Annotated in this window: 20 protein-coding genes and 1 riboswitch; of the genes, 14 read left to right on the top strand and 6 right to left on the bottom strand. The window is 73.8% G+C overall.

Annotation, left to right across the window (positions count from 1 at the left end):
- Window positions 1-9: 9 nt before the first annotated feature.
- The 4 genes from AQJ30_RS00535 to AQJ30_RS00520 all read right to left on the bottom strand — a co-directional run bounded on the left by AQJ30_RS00535 (window position 10) and on the right by AQJ30_RS00520 (window position 2,942).
- Entirely contained in the window at window positions 10-1,731 is a 1,722-nt protein-coding gene (locus tag AQJ30_RS00535; protein ID WP_067227548.1) for an urease subunit alpha, read from the bottom strand.
- A complete protein-coding gene (locus tag AQJ30_RS00530; protein WP_067227546.1) occupies window positions 1,724-2,035 on the bottom strand; it encodes an urease subunit beta in 312 nt (103 codons plus the stop codon). Before AQJ30_RS00530 ends, AQJ30_RS00535 begins: the two co-directional genes overlap by 8 nt.
- A gap of 10 nt (window positions 2,036-2,045) precedes the next feature.
- Window positions 2,046-2,348: an urease subunit gamma gene (locus tag AQJ30_RS00525; protein WP_067228819.1), complete on the bottom strand. Its 303-nt coding sequence runs from the start codon at window positions 2,346-2,348 to the stop codon at window positions 2,046-2,048.
- A 315-nt stretch (window positions 2,349-2,663) separates the two neighbouring features.
- Window positions 2,664-2,942 carry a type II toxin-antitoxin system Phd/YefM family antitoxin gene (locus tag AQJ30_RS00520; protein ID WP_067227545.1) on the bottom strand — a complete coding sequence of 93 codons (279 nt, stop codon included), beginning with the start codon at window positions 2,940-2,942 and terminating at the stop codon, window positions 2,664-2,666.
- 73 nt (window positions 2,943-3,015) lie between these two features.
- On the opposite strand from AQJ30_RS00520, the gene AQJ30_RS00515 reads away from it, so the two are divergent.
- Window positions 3,016-3,336 carry a hypothetical protein gene (locus AQJ30_RS00515; RefSeq protein ID WP_067227543.1) on the top strand — a complete coding sequence of 107 codons (321 nt, stop codon included), beginning with the start codon at window positions 3,016-3,018 and terminating at the stop codon, window positions 3,334-3,336.
- Between the two features lie 387 nt (window positions 3,337-3,723).
- A riboswitch (cyclic di-AMP (ydaO/yuaA leader) is annotated at window positions 3,724-3,864 on the top strand.
- 3 nt (window positions 3,865-3,867) lie between these two features.
- Complete coding sequence (locus tag AQJ30_RS00510) at window positions 3,868-4,341, top strand: C40 family peptidase (RefSeq protein ID WP_067227541.1); 474 nt, start codon at window positions 3,868-3,870, stop codon at window positions 4,339-4,341.
- A 262-nt stretch (window positions 4,342-4,603) separates the two neighbouring features.
- On the opposite strand, the gene AQJ30_RS00505 is transcribed toward AQJ30_RS00510, so the two are convergent.
- Entirely contained in the window at window positions 4,604-5,119 is a 516-nt protein-coding gene (locus tag AQJ30_RS00505) for an ATP-binding protein (protein ID WP_067227538.1), read from the bottom strand.
- Between the two features lie 214 nt (window positions 5,120-5,333).
- On the opposite strand from AQJ30_RS00505, the gene AQJ30_RS00500 reads away from it, so the two are divergent.
- Both AQJ30_RS00500 and AQJ30_RS00495 read left to right on the top strand, forming a co-directional pair.
- The gene (locus AQJ30_RS00500; protein ID WP_067227537.1) at window positions 5,334-6,194 is read left to right on the top strand and encodes a helix-turn-helix domain-containing protein; all 861 of its coding nucleotides are present in this window, start codon (window positions 5,334-5,336) and stop codon (window positions 6,192-6,194) included.
- 9 nt (window positions 6,195-6,203) lie between these two features.
- Window positions 6,204-6,428, top strand: coding sequence for a DUF397 domain-containing protein (locus AQJ30_RS00495; protein ID WP_067227535.1), 225 nt, complete (start codon window positions 6,204-6,206; stop codon window positions 6,426-6,428).
- A 39-nt stretch (window positions 6,429-6,467) separates the two neighbouring features.
- Here AQJ30_RS00495 and AQJ30_RS00490 read toward each other — a convergent pair whose 3' ends face one another.
- Entirely contained in the window at window positions 6,468-7,595 is a 1,128-nt protein-coding gene (locus tag AQJ30_RS00490) for an 8-amino-7-oxononanoate synthase (protein WP_067227533.1), read from the bottom strand.
- A gap of 148 nt (window positions 7,596-7,743) precedes the next feature.
- Between AQJ30_RS00490 and bioB the strand changes: the two genes are divergently transcribed.
- The 10 genes from bioB to AQJ30_RS00440 all read left to right on the top strand — a co-directional run bounded on the left by bioB (window position 7,744) and on the right by AQJ30_RS00440 (window position 19,205).
- On the top strand, window positions 7,744-8,994 hold the full coding sequence (gene bioB / locus AQJ30_RS00485) for a biotin synthase BioB (protein WP_067227531.1): 1,251 nt from the start codon (window positions 7,744-7,746) through the stop codon (window positions 8,992-8,994).
- Complete coding sequence (locus AQJ30_RS00480) at window positions 8,987-10,267, top strand: adenosylmethionine--8-amino-7-oxononanoate transaminase (RefSeq protein ID WP_067227530.1); 1,281 nt, start codon at window positions 8,987-8,989, stop codon at window positions 10,265-10,267. Before bioB ends, AQJ30_RS00480 begins: the two co-directional genes overlap by 8 nt.
- Window positions 10,268-10,269: 2 nt before the next feature.
- Window positions 10,270-10,986, top strand: coding sequence for a dethiobiotin synthase (gene bioD / locus AQJ30_RS00475; RefSeq protein WP_067227528.1), 717 nt, complete (start codon window positions 10,270-10,272; stop codon window positions 10,984-10,986).
- A 123-nt stretch (window positions 10,987-11,109) separates the two neighbouring features.
- Window positions 11,110-11,790, top strand: a complete 681-nt coding sequence (locus tag AQJ30_RS00470; RefSeq protein WP_067227527.1) for a class I SAM-dependent methyltransferase — start codon at window positions 11,110-11,112, stop codon at window positions 11,788-11,790.
- A gap of 95 nt (window positions 11,791-11,885) precedes the next feature.
- Window positions 11,886-12,725 (top strand): ABC transporter ATP-binding protein, encoded by an 840-nt coding sequence (locus AQJ30_RS00465; protein WP_067227525.1) that lies wholly within the window; start codon window positions 11,886-11,888, stop codon window positions 12,723-12,725.
- A gap of 4 nt (window positions 12,726-12,729) precedes the next feature.
- Window positions 12,730-15,297, top strand: coding sequence for an ABC transporter permease (locus tag AQJ30_RS00460; RefSeq protein WP_067227523.1), 2,568 nt, complete (start codon window positions 12,730-12,732; stop codon window positions 15,295-15,297).
- A 71-nt stretch (window positions 15,298-15,368) separates the two neighbouring features.
- Entirely contained in the window at window positions 15,369-15,791 is a 423-nt protein-coding gene (locus tag AQJ30_RS00455; RefSeq protein ID WP_067227521.1) for a GNAT family N-acetyltransferase, read from the top strand.
- A 178-nt stretch (window positions 15,792-15,969) separates the two neighbouring features.
- Complete coding sequence (locus AQJ30_RS00450) at window positions 15,970-17,304, top strand: hemolysin family protein (protein WP_067227520.1); 1,335 nt, start codon at window positions 15,970-15,972, stop codon at window positions 17,302-17,304.
- Window positions 17,301-18,314, top strand: a complete 1,014-nt coding sequence (locus AQJ30_RS00445; protein WP_067227518.1) for a hemolysin family protein — start codon at window positions 17,301-17,303, stop codon at window positions 18,312-18,314. The genes AQJ30_RS00450 and AQJ30_RS00445 overlap by 4 nt, the downstream gene beginning before the upstream one ends.
- Window positions 18,315-18,407: 93 nt before the next feature.
- Complete coding sequence (locus AQJ30_RS00440; RefSeq protein WP_067227516.1) at window positions 18,408-19,205, top strand: SGNH/GDSL hydrolase family protein; 798 nt, start codon at window positions 18,408-18,410, stop codon at window positions 19,203-19,205.
- Window positions 19,206-19,212 lie beyond the last annotated feature (7 nt).

The following is a 19,212-nucleotide window of genomic DNA, read 5'->3' as shown; positions in this document are numbered from 1 at the left end:
GTCTGCTCCTCAGAAGAGGAAGTACCGCTGGGCCATCGGCAGTTCCGTGGCCGGCGTGACCTCGACGAGGTCGCCGTCGATGCGCACCGCGAAGCTGTCGGGGTCCACCTCGACCCGGGGCCGGGCGTCGTTCTCGCGCAGGTCGGCCTTGGTCACCCCGCGGGTCGACTCGATGGCCACGAACCGCTTCCCGAGCCCGAGCCGCTCCGGCAGCCCGTCCTCGATCGCGAGCGGGGCCACGAAGTTGAACGAGTTGGCCGCCGGGGCCCGGCCGATCGCCCCGTACATCGGGCGGGGCAGGACCGGCTGCGGGGTCGGGATGGAGGCGTTGGCGTCGCCCATCTGCGCGTACGCGATCTGCCCGCCCTTGAGGACGAGGTGCGGCTTGACGCCGAAGAACGCCGGTTCCCACAGCACGAGGTCGGCGAGCTTGCCCGTCTCGACCGAGCCGATCTCCCGCGCGAGGCCCTGGGCGAGCGCGGGATTGATCGTGTACTTGGCGACGTAGCGCCGTACGCGGTGGTTGTCCGCGCGCCCGTCGCCGGGCAGCGCGCCCCGGCGCCGCTTCATCACGTGCGCGGTCTGCCAGGTCCGCAGGACGACCTCGCCGACCCGGCCCATGGCCTGGGAGTCGGAGGAGATGATCGAGATGGCGCCCAGGTCGTGCAGGACGTCCTCGGCGCCGATCGTGGACGGCCGGATCCGGGACTCGGCGAACGCCAGGTCCTCGGGCACCGCCGCGTTGAGGTGGTGGCACACCATCAGCATGTCGAGGTGTTCCTCGGCGGTGTTGACGGTGAACGGCCGGGTCGGGTTCGTCGAACTGGGCAGCACGTGCGGCTCGGAGACCACGGTCATGATGTCGGGCGCGTGCCCGCCGCCCGCGCCCTCGGTGTGGTACGCGTGGATGCCGCGCCCGGCGATCGCGGCGAGCGTGTCGCCCACGAAACCGGCCTCATTGAGGGTGTCGGTGTGGATCGCGACCTGGATGCCGGTGCGGTCGGCGACGGTCAGCGCGGCGTCGATGACGGCGGGCGTCGACCCCCAGTCCTCGTGCAGCTTCAGCCCCAGGGCGCCGCCCCGGACCTGGGACAGCATGGCCTCGTGCGAGACGGTGTTGCCCTTGCCGAGGAAGCCGATGTTGAGCGGGTACTGCTCCATCGCCTCCAGCATGCGCGCCAGGTGCCAGGGCCCCGGGGTCACGGTGGTCGCCTTGGAGCCCTCGGCGGGGCCGGTGCCGCCGCCCACCAGGGTGGTGATGCCGGCCGCCAGCGCCTCGTCGGCGATCTGCGGGCAGATGAAGTGCACGTGGGCGTCGATCGCGCCGGCCGTCAGGATCCGCCCGTTGCCCGCGACGACCTCGGTCTCGGGCCCGATCACGAGGTCCGGGTGGACCCCGTCCATGGTGTCGGGGTTGCCCGCCTTGCCGATGCCGGTGATCCGGCCGTCGCGGATGCCGACGTCGGCCTTGACGACGCCCCAGTGGTCGACGATCACCGCGCCCGTGATCACGGTGTCCGGGGTGCCCTCGGCGCGTGTGGCGCGCGACTGGCCCATGGACTCGCGGATGACCTTGCCGCCGCCGAACACCGCCTCGTCCCCGGCGAGTCCGGGGCCGCCCGAGCGGTCCTCCTCGATCTCGACGAGCAGATCGGTGTCGGCGAGGCGGATCCGGTCGCCGGTGGTCGGCCCGAACAGGTCGGCGTAGGCGGCGCGGGAGATCTCAGGCATCGAGGGCACCTCCGGTCTCCCCGCGCAGGCCGGGCACGACGCGGGCGCCGGCGAGGGGGACGAGTTCGACGTCGACGGGGAGACCCGGCTCGAAGCGCACGGACGTGCCCGCGGGGACGTTCAGCCGCTTGCCGCGGGCGGCGGCACGGTCGAACTCCAGGCCCGGGTTGGCCTCCGCGAAGTGGTAGTGGGAGCCGACCTGCACGGGGCGGTCGGCGGCGTTGAGGACGGTCAGCCGGGTGACCTCACGGCCCGCGTTGTACACGATCGGGCCGTCCTCGAACAGGACTTCGCCGGGAATCACGGGTGCCCCCTCAGACGATCGGGTCGTGGACGGTGACGAGCTTGGTGCCGTCCGGGAAGGTCGCCTCGACCTGCACGTCGGGGATCATCTCGGGTACGCCCTCCATGACGTCGTCCCGGGTGAGCAGCGTGCGCCCGGACGCCATCAGCTCGGCGACGCTGCGCCCGTCGCGGGCGCCTTCGAGGAGGTGCGAGGTGATGAGGGCCACGGCCTCGGGGTGGTTCAGCCGGAGCCCCCGGGCCCGGCGCTTCTCGGCGACGTCGGCCGCCACGTGGATCAGCAGCCTCTCCTGCTCGTGCGGGGTCAGTTGCACGTCCCACCTCACCTCCTCGCGGCGGGCCGTGCGGGGCCCGCCTGCCGCGGCCACCGGCGGACCTCCCCGGTGGCGTGTCGGGGAACGCTAGTTGGGGTGCGTTTCGAGGACGTTAACCGAGCTCACCGGCCGACGGGGCGCGCCTGCTCATGAGCGCCCGCCGGGGGGCGCAGCGCCGGAGGTGCGGCCGGGAGCGTGGCGCTGGAGGGGCGAGACCGGGGGACCTGGCGCCGGGCGGGACCGGGGGCCTGGCGCCCCGAGGCGGCCCGGTCCGTCCGCGCGCACGCGGTCGCGGGTGCGGTGCCGTCGCCGCGGCTACCGGGCTTCCGGCCCCCGGTGCTCCGCCGCGACGTCGAACCGGCGGTGTTCGCGGGGAGCGGACGCGACCTCACGGACGCGGGCGACCGAGCTGAGCACCTGCTCGTCCTCGGGTGCGTCGAGGGCGTCGAGTCGCTCCAGGTCAGCGGCGGAGACCAGGGCGACGAGGGGCTTGCCGTGCCGCGTCACGACGACGCGCTCACCGCCGTAGACGACCCGGTTGATCAGGTCGGCGAGCTCAGCCCTGGCTTGCGTCACCGGAATCTCGTAGGCCATGCTCCCCACATTACGTCATGTACGTCCTGTACATTTTCCACGGCGGCAGCCCTGCCCCAGGAAGGCGTGAGCCATGACCGGACCGACGCTGCCTCCCGAGTTCCCGCCGCTGCCCGCGCTGACCCGCGCCGAGGGTGAGCTGATCGACCGTTACCTGGACGTGGTCGACCTGCTCGGCCGCATCAACCCCGCCCACGACGGGGACACCTACCGTGGGCTGCGCGCCGCCCAGGCGCTCGTCGGCAAGGCGACCGCGCTGCGGGACGCCCTGGTGCTGATGCACCAGCGGGGTGAGAGCGAACTGCACGCGCGCACGCTGGCGCGGGCCCTGCGCGTGCTGGACGGCGAGCGCCGCACGGCACGGGTCACGGTCCCGCCGCCCGCCGACAGTTGAGCCACGCGGGCGTGACGCGGGCCCGGCCCCGGACGGACCAAACGGGGTACCGCCGATCGGTGTAGACACGACTGCCGTTACCGGCGGGTTCGAGTTGCGCAACCGGGGTGGACAGGGCGCCGGACCGGGCGTTCCATGCCTGGTCCGGGCACATGTCCGGGGGTGGACGGCTGACCGGGCATCAGGATGACCACTCGAACGGGTGAGTGGTGAGTAACAACACAAATCCCTGGTTCCGTTGGGATTTTCGGACATGTGTGAGCCAAGATCCCTGTCTGACGACAAGACCCCGCCACAGCGGCGGGGCGATCCGGGCGGACGCCGAGTCCTGCCGCCGCCCGGATGACAGGTCGACAGGAGTGGATCGGCAGGAGTGGAGGACCCAAGCACGACGGGTCGCCGGACCGAGGTCTCCGCACGGAGACGCCGGGCCGAGCAGCCCTTGGGGTGAAGCCGCGTCAGCGGCCGGGCAACTTCGCCAGCCCGAATCCGACAGGTCATCCTTCACAGGCGGCTGACGAAGGGTTGCGCATGACTGCGCTCAATCGTGTCCCGTCGCTGATGGCCCGGGCCGGTACGGCCTCGGCCTTCGCCATCGCCGCCGTCGGCGGCTCGATCGTGGTCCCGGGCGTCGCCGCCGACGCGGCGGCCGCCACACCGGCGACGAAGGCACTGCAGGTCGCGGCGTCCAAGAAGGGCGCGCCGTACCGGTACGGCGCCACCGGACCGCGCCGGTTCGACTGCTCCGGCCTGACGCTGTACTCGTTCAAGAAGGCGGGCAAGAAGCTGCCCCGCACGGCGGCCCAGCAGTACAACAAGACGAAGCACATCTCCGCCAAGAGCCGCAAGGCCGGGGACCTGGTGTTCTTCCACTCGGGGTCGAGCGTCTACCACGTGGGCATCTACGCGGGCAAGGGCAAGATATGGCACGCCCCGAAGACCGGGGACGTGGTCCGCCTGCAGAAGATCTGGACGAAGAGTGTCTGGTACGGCCGGGTGAAGTGACGCTCCGGAGCGGCCGGCGGCGCCCCTGACACGCCGTCGGCAGCTCCGGGACTCCCGGGGCCGCACAGGGGCTCCCCGAGGGGTTCACAGCGCTCTAGGGGCGTGCGTGGCGCCACGCACGCCCCCAGAGCCGCACAGGGGCCCGCTCGCGACGGGGCGAGTCGGCCCGGTCGTCCAGCCGCTGGGGCCGTGTCCGCGCCCCGTGGGCCCGATGCCCGCGCCCACGGGGTCCGGCCGCCCCGGCGCAGCCCGCCGCGCCCGGTCAGCACCCCTGGCGGTGGACGCGCCCCCCGCTCACGGGCGACGCCGGCTCCTGCTGCCCCACCGCCTGCTGCCCCACTGCCCGTACCGGCTGCGCGGGCAGCGTCCAGGGCAGCTCGATGGCGACCGTCTTGCCGCCCTCCCGGGTGGGCCGCACCCGCAGCCGCCCGCCGTACTCGGCGGTCAGCCAGCGAATGATCGCCAGACCACGGCCGTTGTCCTGCTGGACGGCGGCCGGCAGTCGTCTGGGGAACCGTGGATGGCTGTCGGTGACGCCGACGCTCAGCCGCTCGTCGCGGCGCAGGGCCAGGTCCAGGGTGAAGGTGGGCGACTGGCCGAAGGTGTGCTGCACCGCGTTGGTGGCCAGTTCGGAGACGATCAGACGGACGGTGTCGACCAGGTCCGCGTCCGTCGGCAGACCCCACTCCGCGAGCACTCCGCTCGCGAACGCGCGCGCCGTGGACACCGAGGCGGGATCGCTCGGCAGAGTGACGGATGCTTCCAGATGGTCTGCCATGAAGACGTCGTCCCTTTCTCACGGGACCGCAGCACGACGCGGTGCGGACGGTTCGAGTACGGTCCCGGACTGGTGCTTCGTCGCCAGACTGCCATTGCCGCGCGGGTCCCGGACGGCGATCCACCAAGATATGCATATATCTGTCGCTCGAAGCGGTGAACTCTGCCACGGCAGAGCCTTTCCGGGCGGCTCGGAAGGAGTAGGGAGCGGTTCCATGCAGCACGGCCCCGCGGTGCGCCGCAGGAAACTGGGCGCGGAACTGCGGGCGTTACGCGCCCGCACGGGACTCACCAGCGGTGAGGCGGCCCGGCTGGTCGGCTGGCACCAGTCCAAGGTGAGCCGGATCGAGACCGGCACGAGCGGCGCGAAACCGGCCGACGTGCGGTCGCTGCTCGACGCCTACGGGGTGGACGACCCCCAACTGCGCCAGATGATGCTGCTGTTGGCGGGCGCCGACGACGGCGCCGGGCGGGACCACTGGTGGCACGCCTACCGGGGGGTGCTGCCGCCGACCTACCGCGACTTCATCAGCCTGGAGTCGCAGGCCATCGCGATGCGGACGCTGGAGACGACCGTGGTCCCGGGGCTGTTGCAGACGGCCGAGTACGCCCGTGAGGTGACCCGGGTGGCCGTCGAGGGGGCGGACGAGGACCGGCTGGACACGCTGGTGGAGGTGCGGCTGGCCCGGCAGGACGTGCTGCGCGCGGATCCGCCGCTGGTGCTGAGCGCGGTCCTGGACGAGGCGGTGCTGCGCCGGGAGGTGGGCGGCCCGGAGGTGATGGCGCGTCAGCTCCGGCGGCTGGTGGAGGCCGGGCGACTGCCCCAAGTGCGGCTGCAGGTACTGCCGTTCGCGGCCGGGGCGCACATCGGCGTCACGGGGCCTTTCGTCATCTTCTCATTTTCGAACACTTCTGATCTGGATGTGGTCGTTCTCGACCATTTGACGAGTAGCCTCCACCTCGAACGGAAAGAAGACCTCGAGGCCTATACCGAGGCCTTCAACGCCCTTCGCATCCATGCCCTTTCACCCGAGGATTCGCTGGATTACATCGCCGCGATAGGTGACGGCGCGTAAGGAGGCACCATGACCGCACTGCCTCGGAACGTACCTTCCTCCACCACCCTGACCGGGGTGCGCTGGCTGCGCAGCAGCCGGAGCACCGGAGCCAACAACTGCGTCGAGACGGCCCGGCCGGCCACGGGGCCGTACGCCGGACTGCTCGCCGTGCGCGACTCCAAGGACCCGGCCGGACCCGCGCTGCTCTTCTCCCCCGAGAGCTGGGCGGGCTTCACGGCCGCGTTCCGCTGACGCCCCGCATCGGGCGGAGCACGGCCGTGTCACGCCGACTCATGGTCGCGTTCCGCCGATCACCCGTACGGCGCCGTCGAGTTGGGCCTCGGTGAGGTCCGCACGGGCGGTCAGCCTGAGCCGGGAGATGCCGTCGGGCACGGAAGGAGGACGGAAGCACCCCACGGCCAGGCCCGCCGTACGGCAGTCGGCCGCCCACCGGACGGCCCCCTCCGGGGAGGGGGCCCGCACGGAGACGACCGCGGCGTCCGGACGCACCGCGTCCAGGCCCGCGGCCGTCAGCCGGGCGTGCAGGTCGCCCGCCACCGCGCGGGCCCGCGCCGCCCGCTGCGGTTCACGGCGCAGCAGCCGCAGGGCCGCCAGGGCCGCACCGGCCGCCGCGGGGGCGAGTCCCGTGTCGAAGATGAACGTCCGGGCCGCGTTGACCAGGTGGTCGATCACCCGCGCGGGCCCGAGCACCGCGCCGCCCTGGCTGCCGAGGGACTTGGACAGCGTCACCGTGGCCACCACGTCGTCGGCACCGGCCAGCCCCGCCGCGTGCGGCGCGCCCCGGCCGCCGTCGCCCAGCACCCCGAGCCCGTGCGCGTCGTCCACCACCAGGCCGGCGCCGTGCTCCCGGCAGGCCGCCGCGAGGGCGTCCAGCGGGGCGGCGTCGCCGTCCACGGAGAACACGCTGTCGGACACGACGACCGCGGGGCCCGCATGGGTGCGCAGTGCCTTGCCCACCGCCTCCGGGTCGGCGTGCCCCACCACCTGGGTGGTGCCGCGGGCCAGCCGGCAGCCGTCGATGAGGGAGGCGTGGTTGCCCGCGTCGGAGACGATCAGGGAGCCGTGCGGGGCGAGCGCGGTGACCGCGGCCAGGTTGGCCGCGTACCCGGAGGAGAAGACCAGCGCCGCCTCGAAGCCGCAGAACGCGGCCAGTTCCCGCTCCAGCTCGGTGTGCAGCTCGGTGGTGCCGGTCACCAGGCGCGAGCCGGTCGAACCGCCGCCCCAGGTGCGGGCCGCCGCCGCGGCGCCCTCGACGACCTCGGGGTGGTGGGCCAGACCCAGGTAGTCGTTGCTCGCCAGGTCCAGCAGCGGCGAGTCGGCGGGGCGGGGCCGCAGGGTCCGTACGAGTCCGGCGCGGCGGCGCTGCTCCGCCTGCGCGTCGATCCAGCCGAACGCCATGGCTCCTCCGGTGCTTTTGTAGGTAGCGGACAGACACTAGCGGTACGACCGGCCACACACGGTGTGGCGATACCCACACGTCGATCCGGGTGTGTTGTGCGATCCCTACCTTGGCCCGGAGCGGGTGATTAGGACAGGATCGGCTTTCATGGACCTGCTGAACACGCTGGTGGACAAGGGGCTTCGGCGCGAGCTGCCGACCCGCGAGGAGGCGCTGGCCGTACTGGCCACGTCCGACGACGACCTGCTCGACGTGGTGGCCGCGGCCGGAAGGGTGCGCCGCCACTGGTTCGGACGGCGGGTGAAACTCAACTACCTGGTCAACCTCAAGTCGGGCCTGTGCCCCGAGGACTGCTCCTACTGCTCCCAGCGGCTCGGCTCGAAGGCCGACATCCTGAAGTACACCTGGCTCAAGCCCGACGAGGCGTCCCGGGCCGCGGCCGCCGGACTGGCGGGAGGTGCCAAGCGGGTGTGCCTGGTGGCGTCCGGGCGCGGCCCGACCGACCGGGACGTGGACCGGGTCTCGCAGACCATCCGGGCCATCAAGGACGAGAACGAGGGCGTCGAGGTGTGCGCCTGTCTGGGGCTGCTCTCCGACGGCCAGGCCGAACGGCTGCGCGAGGCCGGCGCGGACGCCTACAACCACAACCTGAACACCTCCGAGGGTACCTACGCCGACATCACCACCACGCACACGTACGCCGACCGGGTGGACACGGTGCAGAAGGCGCACGCGGCCGGCCTGTCGGCCTGCTCGGGGCTGATCGCCGGCATGGGCGAGAGCGACGAGGACCTGGTCGACGTGGTGTTCTCGCTGCGCGCGCTGGACCCGGACTCGGTGCCGGTCAACTTCCTCATCCCGTTCGAGGGCACCCCGCTGGCCAAGGAGTGGAACCTCACCCCGCAGCGCTGCCTGCGGATCCTGGCGATGGTCCGCTTCGTCTGCCCGGACGTGGAGGTGCGCATCGCGGGCGGCCGCGAGGTCCACCTGCGCACGATGCAGCCGCTCGCGCTGAACCTGGCGAACTCGATCTTCCTCGGCGACTACCTCACCAGCGAGGGCCAGGCCGGCAAGGCGGACCTGGACATGATCGCCGACGCCGGCTTCGAGGTGGAGGGCGCCGACCAGGTCACGCTGCCGCAGCACCGGGCGGACGTGGCCGGCGGCTGCGGCTCCCACGCCGCGGCCGGGTGCGGCTCCGACGCCGGGGCGGGCTGCGGCTCGCACGAGGACGGGGGCTGCGGCTCCCACGCCGAGGCGGGCTGCGGGTCCGCCGCGGACGGCGGCGTCTGCGGTACGGCCGCCCCCGCGGCGGTGCCCTCGGCCGCCGAGCCGCGCACCGACCTGGTCGCCGTCCGCCGCCGGGGCGCCGGGACGGACCTCGCGCCCAATGCCTGAGGTGGACGTCCCCGCGCTGCTGGACCTCGACCGGCGGCACGTGTGGCACCCCTACGGTCCGATGCCGGGCCGGTCGGAACCGCTCGTCGTGGAGTCGGCGAGCGGGGTCCGGCTGCGTCTCGCGGACGGTTCCGGTGAGCTGGTCGACGGCATGTCGTCCTGGTGGTCGGCGATCCACGGCTACAACCACCCGGTGCTCAACGAGGCCGCCCGCGACCAGCTGGGCCGGATGAGCCACGTGATGTTCGGCGGGCTCACCCACGAGCCCGCCGTCCGGCTGGCGAAGCTCCTGGTCGACATCACGCCCGACGGGCTGGAGCACGTCTTCCTCGCCGACTCCGGCTCGGTGTCGGTCGAGGTCGCGGTGAAGATGTGCCTGCAGTACTGGCGTTCGCTGGGCCGTCCCGGCAAGCAGCGGCTGCTGACCTGGCGGGGCGGCTACCACGGGGACACCTGGCAGCCGATGTCGGTGTGCGACCCCGAGGGCGGGATGCACGAGCTGTGGAGCGGGGTGCTGCCCCGCCAGCTGTTCGCGGACCCGCCCCCGGCCGCGTACGAGGAGTCGTACGCGGACCACCTGCGGTCGATGGTGGAACGGCACGCCGACGAACTGGCCGCGGTGATCGTCGAGCCGGTGGTGCAGGGCGCGGGCGGGATGCGCTTCCACTCCCCCGCCTACCTGCGGGTGCTGCGCGAGGCGTGCGACGCGTACGACGTGCTGCTGGTGTTCGACGAGATCGCCACCGGCTTCGGGCGCACGGGCGCGCTGTTCGCGGCGGAGCACGCGGCGGTGACCCCGGACGTGCTGTGCGTGGGCAAGGCGCTGACCGGCGGTTACCTCACGATGGCGGCCGCACTGTGCACCGCGCGCGTGGCCGACGGGATCTCCCGGGGCGAGGTGCCGGTGCTGGCGCACGGGCCGACGTTCATGGGCAACCCGCTGGCGGCCTCCGTGGCCTGCGCGTCGATCGGGCTGCTGCTCGGCCAGGACTGGCTGTCCGAGGTGAAGCGGATCGAGGCCGGGCTGGTCGAGGGGCTGGCGCCGGCCGCGGAGCTGCCCGGGGTGCGGGACGTGCGCGTCCTGGGCGCCATCGGGGTGGTCCAGCTCGACCACCCGGTCGACATGGCGGCGGCGACCCGGGCCGCCGTGGCCGAGGGCGTGTGGCTGCGGCCGTTCCGCGACCTGGTCTACACGATGCCGCCGTACGTCACCGGGGACGAGGACGTGGCACGGATCGCGCGCGCGGTGTGCGCCGCGGCGCGGGAGGGATGAGCATGCCGATCCTGGTGATCACGGGTACCGGCACGGAGGTCGGCAAGACGGTGACGACGGCGGCGGTCGCCGCCGCCGCGCTCGCGGCCGGCCGGACCGTCGCGGTGCTGAAGGCCGCGCAGACCGGCGTGGGACCCGACGAGCGCGGGGACGCCGACGAGGTCGCGCGGCTGGCGGGCCCGGTCACGGTGGCCGAGGTCGCCCGCTACCCCGAGCCGCTTGCCCCGGCGACGGCGGCCCGGCGGGCCGGGCGGGAGCCGGTCCGTCCGGCCGACGTGGCGGAGGCGGCGCAGAAGCTCGCCACCGAGCACGACCTGGTGCTGGTGGAGGGCGCGGGCGGCCTGCTCGTCCGGTTCGACGAGGCGGGCGGCACGCTGGCCGACGTGGCGGAGCTGCTGCGCGCGCCGGTGCTGCTGGTCGCGTCGGCGGGCCTGGGCACGCTGAACACCACCGAGCTGACGGCCCGTGAACTGCGGGGACGGCGACTGGAGTTGCTGGGCGTGGTGATCGGCAGCTGGCCGACGACGCCGGACCTGGCGATGCGGTGCAACGTCACGGACCTGCCGGAGGTGTCGGGGGCGCCGTTGCTGGGCGCGCTGCCCGAGGGCGCCGGGGCGCGGACCCCGGCCGACTTCCGCGCTGCGGCACCGGGTTGGGTGGCGCCGCGCCTGGACGGGACGTGGCGTGCCGAGGCGTTCCGCGAGGCGGCGGACGCCTGAGGCACGGCCCCCGGGGAACCGCGCTGCTCGCGCCCCCTGTGCTCCCGGCCGGTCCGGGCGCGGGGGGTGCGGGCGGCGCCGACGGGGGACAATCGACGTAACGGCTACCCGAGGAGGTCAGCCATGTCGTCGCGCTCCGTCACCAAGGACGCCGTCCACCACCCCCTCTTCGCCCGTTTCTACGCCCGTCTGAGCCTCAAGCTGGAGGCCGGCGTCGGTCCGCACCGGGCCGAGCTGCTGGACGGGCTCGCGGGACGGGTCATCGAGATCGGCGCGGGCAACGGGCTGAACTTCGCGCACTACCCGCCCACGGTGTCCGAGGTCGTCGCCATCGAACCCGAACGCACCCTACGGCAGTTGGCCCGCACGGCGGCGCTGCGCGCGGAGGTGCCGGTGGACGTGGTGCCGGGCACGGCGGAGGCGCTGCCGGTCAAGAGCGAGGCGTTCGACGCGGCCGTGCTGTCGCTGGTGCTGTGCAGCGTGCGCGACGTCGAGCGGGCGCTCGGGGAGGTGCGGCGGGTGCTGCGCCCGGGCGGCGAGGTGCGGTTCTTCGAGCACGGCGCGGGCGGCGGCCGGGCGATGCGGCTGAGCCAGCGGGCGCTGGACCGCACGGTGTGGCCCCTGCTGTTCGGCGGCTGCCACCTGCACCGGGACCCGCTCGACGCGATCCGGTCGGCGGGCTTCGCCCTGGGCCCGCACCGCAGCCTGCTGGTGCCGGACACCGGCCCGCGCACACCCAGCTCGTTCTGCGTGCTCGGCCGGGCGCACCGACCGGAGCCGGACGAGGGCCGGGGCGTGCGTTAGGTCGTCGGCCGGGGGGAGCATACTCGGTGTGGAGGCGGTCACATTAGGCTCGGCGCCAGTGCGTCGACCTGTCCCCCGCGCGCGAGGAGGCCGCCTTGTCCACACCTGCTGCGGAGCACGCCCCGGGGCTGTCCCCGGCCGACGGGGTCGCGGCCCGCGCCCGCGGACTGACCAAGGCGTACGGCTCGGGCGAGACGGCCGTGCTGGCGCTGGACTCGGTGGACGTGGACGTCGTGCGCGGCCGCTTCACCGCCGTCATGGGCCCCTCCGGGTCCGGCAAGTCCACCCTCATGCACTGCCTGGCGGGCCTGGACACCGTCTCGGCCGGGCAGGTGTGGCTCGGTGACACGGAGATCACGGGACTGCGGGAGCGGGAGCTGACGCAGCTGCGGCGCGACCGGATCGGGTTCATGTTCCAGTCGTTCAACCTGATCCCGACGCTCAGCGCGGCCGAGAACATCACCCTGCCCATGGACATCGCCGGGCGAAGACCGGACCCGGCGTGGCTGGAGCAGGTGATCGACGCGCTCGGGCTGCGCGACCGGCTCCGGCACCGGCCCGCCCAGCTGTCCGGCGGCCAGCAGCAGCGCGTCGCCTGCGCCCGGGCGCTGGTCTCCCGGCCGGAGCTGATCTTCGCGGACGAGCCGACGGGCAACCTGGACTCGCGGGCGGGTCTTGAGGTGCTCGGCTTCCTGCGGCAGGCGGTGGACGAGCTGGGCCAGACGGTCGTCATGGTGACCCACGACCCCGGCGCGGCGGCCCACTCCGACCTGGTGCTGTTCCTCGCGGACGGCCGGATCGTGGACGAGATGGAGCGGCCGACGGCGGAGGCGGTGCTGGAGCGGATGAAGCGGTTCGACGGGGTCCGCGCGGCGGTCGAGGACACGGGGCGCGGGACCGACGGGACCGGCGCCGACGGGGAACGGAGGGGCTGAGCCCGTGCTCAGGGCGACACTCAGGAGCTTCCTCGCGCACAAGGGCCGCCTGCTGCTGTCGGCCCTGGCCGTGGTGCTGTCCGTGGCGTTCGTCGCGGGCAGTCTGATCTTCTCGGACACGGTCTCGCGCACCTTCGACCGGCTCTTCGCGTCCACCGCGGCGGACGTGACGGTGGCGCCGAAGGACGACTTCGGCTCCCGCGTGGCGACCGGCGCGGTGCGGACCGTGCCCGCCGCGCTCGCCGACCGGCTGGCCCGGGTGCCGGGGGCCGCCTCCGCCCACGCGGAGGTCCGCGCGGACAACGTGACCGTGGTGGACGCCCAGCGCCGGTTCCTCGGCTCGACCACCGGCGCCCCCACCATCGCCTCCGACTGGTACGTCACCGACCGCAGCCCGGTCGAGCTGACCTCGGGGCACGCCCCGCGCGGCGCCGGTGAGGCCCTGCTCGACGCGGACACCGCCGACCGCAAGCACGTGCGGATCGGCGACACGCTCACGGTGATGGCCCAGCCGGGCACGCTGCGGGTCCGGGTGGTCGGCATCGCCACGTTCACCACCACCAACCCGGGCGCGTCCCACGTCTACCTCGACCCGCGCGTCGCCGCCGCCAAGCTGCTGGGCTCCCCCGCCCGCGCCACCGGCGTGACGGTGCAGGCGGCGCCCGGCGTGTCCGACGCCGTGCTCAAGCAGCGGGTCGTGGCGGCGGTCGGCGCCGGCGCGTACGACGTGAAGACCGCCGCCGAGCACGCCAAGTCCTCCGCGGAGCAGTTGGGCACGTTCCTCGACGTCATCAAGTACGTGATGCTCGGCTTCGCCGGGATCGCCGTCCTGGTCGGCATCTTCCTCATCGTCAACACCTTCTCGATGCTGATCGCCCAGCGCACCCGTGAGCTCGGCCTGCTGCGCGCCCTGGGCGCCGACCGCCGCCAGGTGCGCCGCTCGGTGCTCACCGAGGCGGTCCTGCTGGGGCTCGTCGGCTCGACGCTGGGCCTCGCGGCGGGGATCGGGCTCGCGGCCGGGCTGATCCGGCTGATGGGCGCGTTCGGCATGAACCTGCGGGCCGCCGACATGGTCGTCGGCCGGCCGACCCCGGTGGCGGCGTACGTGGTCGGCGTCGGGGTCACGTTCGTCGCCGCGTACCTCCCGGCGCGGCGCGCGGCCGCCGTCTCCCCGATGGCGGCGCTGGCGGACGCCGACGTGGCGGGCGTGGGACGGCCGTTGCGGACGCGCGCGGTGGTCGGCGCCGTGGTGGGGGCGCTGGGCGTGGCCGCGCTGGCCGGCTGCGCGGCGGCCTCGCGGACGGCGTCGGCGGCCTCGCTGCTGGGGCTCGGGGTGGTGCTCACGCTCGTCGCGACGGTGGTCGCGGGCCCACTGCTCGTGCGGCCGGTGATCCGGGTGCTGGGCGGCGCCTTCCCGGCGCTGTTCGGCCCGGTGGGGCGCATGAGCCAGCGCAACGCCCTGCGCAACCCGCGCCGTACCGGCGCCACGGCGGCGGCACTGATGGTGGGCTTGGCGCTGGTGGGCGGCATGTCCGTGGCGAGCGCGTCCATGTCGGCGTCGTTCGACCAGCAGATCGACCGCACGCTCGGCGCGGACTTCGTGGTGCAGAACGCCAACTTCATCCCGTTCTCCGAGGAGGTCACCGACCGGGTGCGCGGCACGGAGGGCGTCGGTCTCGTCGTGCGGCAGCGGTTCGCGCCGGTCGCGCTGCGGCTGCCGGACGGCCGGCGGGTGACCACGACCGCCTCGGGGTACGACCCGCGGGTGGACGACGTCGCCCACGTCACGTACGTCGGGGGCGGCTCGGCGGCGGCCCTCGCGCCGGGCGGCATCGGCATGGACGCCGACTTCGCCCGCGACCACGGCGTGCGGCTCGGCAGCGTGCTCCCGGTGGAGTTCCCGGGCGGCCGGCGCGCCGCGCTGAAGGTCGGCGCGCTCACCGATCAGGACGCCGCCGAGGGCTTCGGCATGCAGGGCGGCGTCTTCCTGGGCCTCGCCACCGTCGAGCGGTACGTCCCGGGCGGCCAGGACACCGCGCTGTACGTCAACGCGGCCGCCGGCACGGACGCGGACCGGCTGCGGCCGCGCCTGGAGCGGGCCCTGAACCCCTATCCGCAGGTGCAGGTGCGCGACCAGGCGGACTACAAGGAGCTCGTGCACGACCAGATCGCGGTGCTGCTCTACCTGGTCTACGCGCTGCTCGGGCTGGCCATCGTGATCGCGGTGCTGGGGGTGGTGAACACCCTCGCCCTGTCGGTGGTGGAGCGCACCCGGGAGATCGGCCTGCTGCGGGCCATCGGGCTGGCCCGGCGTCAGCTGCGGCGGATGATCCGGCTGGAGTCGGTGGTGATCGCGGTGTTCGGCGCGGTGCTGGGGCTGGCGCTGGGTCTGGTGTGGGGCGTGTGCACCCAGCAGGTGCTGGCCCTGCAGGGCATGAAGGCGCTGGCGGTGCCGTGGGGCACCATCGTCGCGGTGGTGGTCGGCTCGGCGGTGGTGGGGGTCGTGGCGGCGCTGCTCCCGGCGTTGCGGGCCTCGCGGATGAACGTGCTGGCGGCGATCGCGCACGAGTGAGCGGGCGGGCCCTCGGCGTCCGGATGCTGGAATTGCGGGTGTCGCCCCCTGGGCCGTGATGGGATCCGTCCATGTCTGAACTGCGCATACGGGCCGCCGTGCCCGCGGACCTGGACGCCGTGCTCGCCTTCTGGACGACCGCCGCGGAGGGCACGAGCATCAGTGACGACCGCGACGGCGTGGAGCGGCTGCTCGCGCGCGACCCGGAGGCGCTGGTCCTCGCCGAGAGCGGGGGTGACCTGGTCGGCACGGTGATCGCCGGGTTCGACGGCTGGCGCTGCCACCTGTACCGGCTCGCCGTGCACCCCGGGCACCGGCGCCGGGGCGTCGGTTCGGCGCTGCTGGCGGCGGCCGAGGAGCGCTTCGTACGGCTGGGCGGGCGGCGCGGGGACGCGATGGTGCTGACCCGCAACGACACCGCGCACCATGCCTGGCGCGCCGCGGGGTACACGGCGCAGGAGCAGTGGCGCCGGTGGGTCAAGCCGCTCGCCTGACCGTTCTCACGGACGGACGAGGGCCACCCCGCCGACTCCTTTGCTCATCCTTTACCATCGACAGGACACTCGGTCCCTCGATGAAAGGTCGTGAGCGTCCGCCCATGGGCGAGCCTCCCAGTCCGCGCCGTCGCGCGCCCCGTCCTGCCCCGTCCGACCATGGGACGGAGGTGACCCGATGACCGAAGTGCTCCTGTTGCTGGTGGCCGTCCTGCTGTCGCTGGCCTGCGGCGCCTTCGTGGCCGCCGAGTTCTCGCTGACCACGGTCGAGCGCAGCGAGCTGGAACGCGCGGTGGAACACGGTGAGCGCGGCGCGTCCGGCGCGCTGAAGGCCGCGCGCAACCTCACCTTCCAGCTGTCCGGCGCGCAGCTCGGCATCACCGTCACCAACCTCGTCGTCGGCATGCTGTCCGAGCCGTCGATCGCCAAGCTGATCGCCGGCCCGCTGGAGTCGCTCGGCCTGTCCGCATCCACGTCGAGCTCGGTCGCGCTCGTGCTGGGCACGGCCCTGTCGACGGTGTTCCTGATGGTCGTCGGCGAGCTGGTGCCCAAGAACTGGGCGATCTCCTCGCCGCTGGCGGTGGCCAAGCGGGTCGGCACCCCGCAGCGCTGGTTCAGCGCGGCCTTCCGCCCGTTCATCACCCACCTGAACAACACCGCCAACCGCTTCGTGCGGCGCCTGGGCATCGAGCCCGCCGAGGAGCTGGCCTCCGCGCGCGGGCCCCAGGAGCTGGCCGCCCTCGCCCGGCACTCCGCCAAGGAGGGCGCCCTGGAGGCCGACACCGCCGAGCTGTTCGTGCGGACCCTGAACCTGGCCGACCTCACCGCGGAGAACGTGATGACCCCGCGCGTCCAGGTCATCGCCCTGGAGGCCCGGGCGACCTGCGAGGACGTGGCCAACGCGACCCGCGCCACCGGCCTGTCCCGCTTCCCCGTCTACCGCGGCAGCCTCGACTCCGTCGTCGGCACCGCCCACGTCAAGGACGTGCTGGCCGTCCCCGCCTCCCGCCGCACGCGCGTGCCGGTCGCGGAGATCATGCGCGAACCACTGCTGGTCCCCGAGTCCCTGACCGTGGACCGCCTCCTGGACCGGCTGTCCGGCAGGCGCACGATGGCCGTCGTCATCGACGAGTACGGCGGTACGGCGGGCGTGGCGACCCTGGAGGACATCGTGGAGGAGGTCGTCGGCGAAGTGCGGGACGAGCACGACCCGCACGAGACGCCCGACCTGGCCCCCGCGGGCACGGACGACACGGGCCACGCCCTGTTCTCCGCCGACGGGGCCGCCCGCATCGACCAGCTCGCACGCGTGGGCCTGCGCGCCCCGGACGGGCCGTACGAGACCCTGGCCGGGCTCGTGGCCGCGGAGCTGGGGCGCATACCGGACGTCGGGGACAGCGTCGAGGTCGGCGGCTGGCGCCTGGACGTGGTGGACGCGTCCGGCCGCCGGGCCGCGCGCGTGCTGCTGCACGCACCCCTCGACGACCAGAGCGAGCAGGAGGTCGGTAAGTGACCGCGGTCCAGTTGCTGATCGGCTTGGCGACGCTCGTCGTCAACGCCTTCTTCGTCGGCGCCGAGTTCGCGCTCATCTCGGTGCGCCGCTCGCAGGTCGAACCGCACGCGGAGGCGGGCGACCGGCGCGCGCGCAGCGTGCTGTGGGGCCTGCAGCACGTGTCGGCGCTGCTGGCCGCCGCACAGCTCGGCATCACCCTGTGCACCCTGGTCCTCGGTGTGGTCGCCGAGCCGGCGATCGCGCACCTGCTGGAGCCGGTGTTCCACGCGGTGGGCGTGCCGGAGGGCGCGGGCCACGCGGTGTCCTTCGTGATCGCGCTGTCGCTGGCGACGTACCTGCACATGCTGCTCGGCGAGATGGTGCCGAAGAACGTCGCGCTCGCCGAGCCGGTGCGCAGCGCGCTGGTCCTCGGGCCGCCGCTGGTGGCCCTGTCCCGGGCGCTGCGGCCGGTGATCTTCACGATCAACGCCTTCGCGAACGGGCTGCTGAAGCTGCTGCGGATCGAGACGAAGGACGAGGTCACGGCGACGTTCTCGGACGCCGAGCTGGCGCAGATCGTCAAGGACGCCGGTGAGGCGGGACTGATCGACGAGGCCGCGCAGGAGCGGCTGCACGACGCGCTGGAGCTGGGCCGCCGCCCGGTGCGGGACGTCGTCGTGCCGCTGGAGCGGGTCGTGTACGCGCGCGTGGGCGTCACCCCGGAGGAGCTGGAGGGGCTGGCCGCCGCGTCGGGATTCTCCCGCTTCCCGGTCGTGGACGAGGGGCGGCGCATCGTGGGCTACCTGCACGTCAAGGACGCCCTGGACGCCTCGCCGCGGGACGAGCCGTTCCGGCTTCGGGACATGCGGTCCATCGCCCGCGTGCGGGAGACGACGCCCCTGGACGACGTCCTCACCGCGATGCGCGGCAGCCGCACCCACCTGGCGGCCGTCCTCGGCGCGGACGGCCGGCTGGCCGGCCTGGTCACGATGGAGGACGTGCTGCGGGAGCTGTTCGGACAGCGGGTGTAGGCGCGGGGCACCAGTGGTCGGCCGGTCCGCGCACTCCGGTGCGCCGGGCCGACCGACCGGCGGGTATGGAGCCGGGATACGATCGCTGACGCCATGCAGACGAACCCCCCTTCCCCGGCTCCCCCTTACTCCAGCCTGGTCGCCGTCGGCGACTCCTTCACCGAGGGCATGTCGGACCTGTTGCCCGACGGCACCTACCGCGGCTGGGCCGACCTGCTGGCCGGCCGGATGGCCGCGCAGGCGCCCGGCTTCCGCTACGCGAACCTCGCCGTGCGCGGCAAGCTCATCGGGCAGATCGTCCACGAGCAGGTGGACGTGGCGGCCGCCATGGGCGCCGACGTGATCACCCTGGTCGGCGGCCTGAACGACACCCTGCGCCCCAAGTGCGACATGGCCCGCGTCACGGGCCTGCTCACCGACGCCGTGGAGCGCCTGGCCCCGCACTGCAAGCAGCTCGTGCTGATGCGCAGCCCGGGCCGCCAGGGGCCGGTCCTGGAACGGTTCCGGCCGCGCATGGAGGAGCTGTTCGCCTGCGTCGACGACCTGGCCGCCCGGCACGGGGCCGTCGTCGTCGACCTGTACGGCGCGCCCTCGCTCGCCGACCCGCGGATGTGGGACGTCGACCGGCTGCACCTGACGGCCGACGGGCACCGCCGGGTCGCGGAGGCGGTCTGGCAGGCGCTCGGCTACGACCCCGAGGACACCGAGTGGCGCACGCCGCTGGCGGCCACCCCGCCGCCCCGCTGGGTGGCCCGCCGCATCGCCGACGCCCGCTTCGCCCGCGAGCACCTGCTGCCCTGGATAGGCCGCCGACTGACCGGCCGCTCCTCGGGCGACGGCCGCCCGGCCAAGCGCCCCGACCTGCTGCCGTACGACGATCCCCACGGGTAGGGCCGCC

The organism is Streptomyces longwoodensis, assembly GCF_001514125.1.
Classification (GTDB): Bacteria; Actinomycetota; Actinomycetes; order Streptomycetales; family Streptomycetaceae; genus Streptomyces; species Streptomyces longwoodensis.
This window is presented reverse-complemented; position numbering and strand designations above follow the sequence as displayed.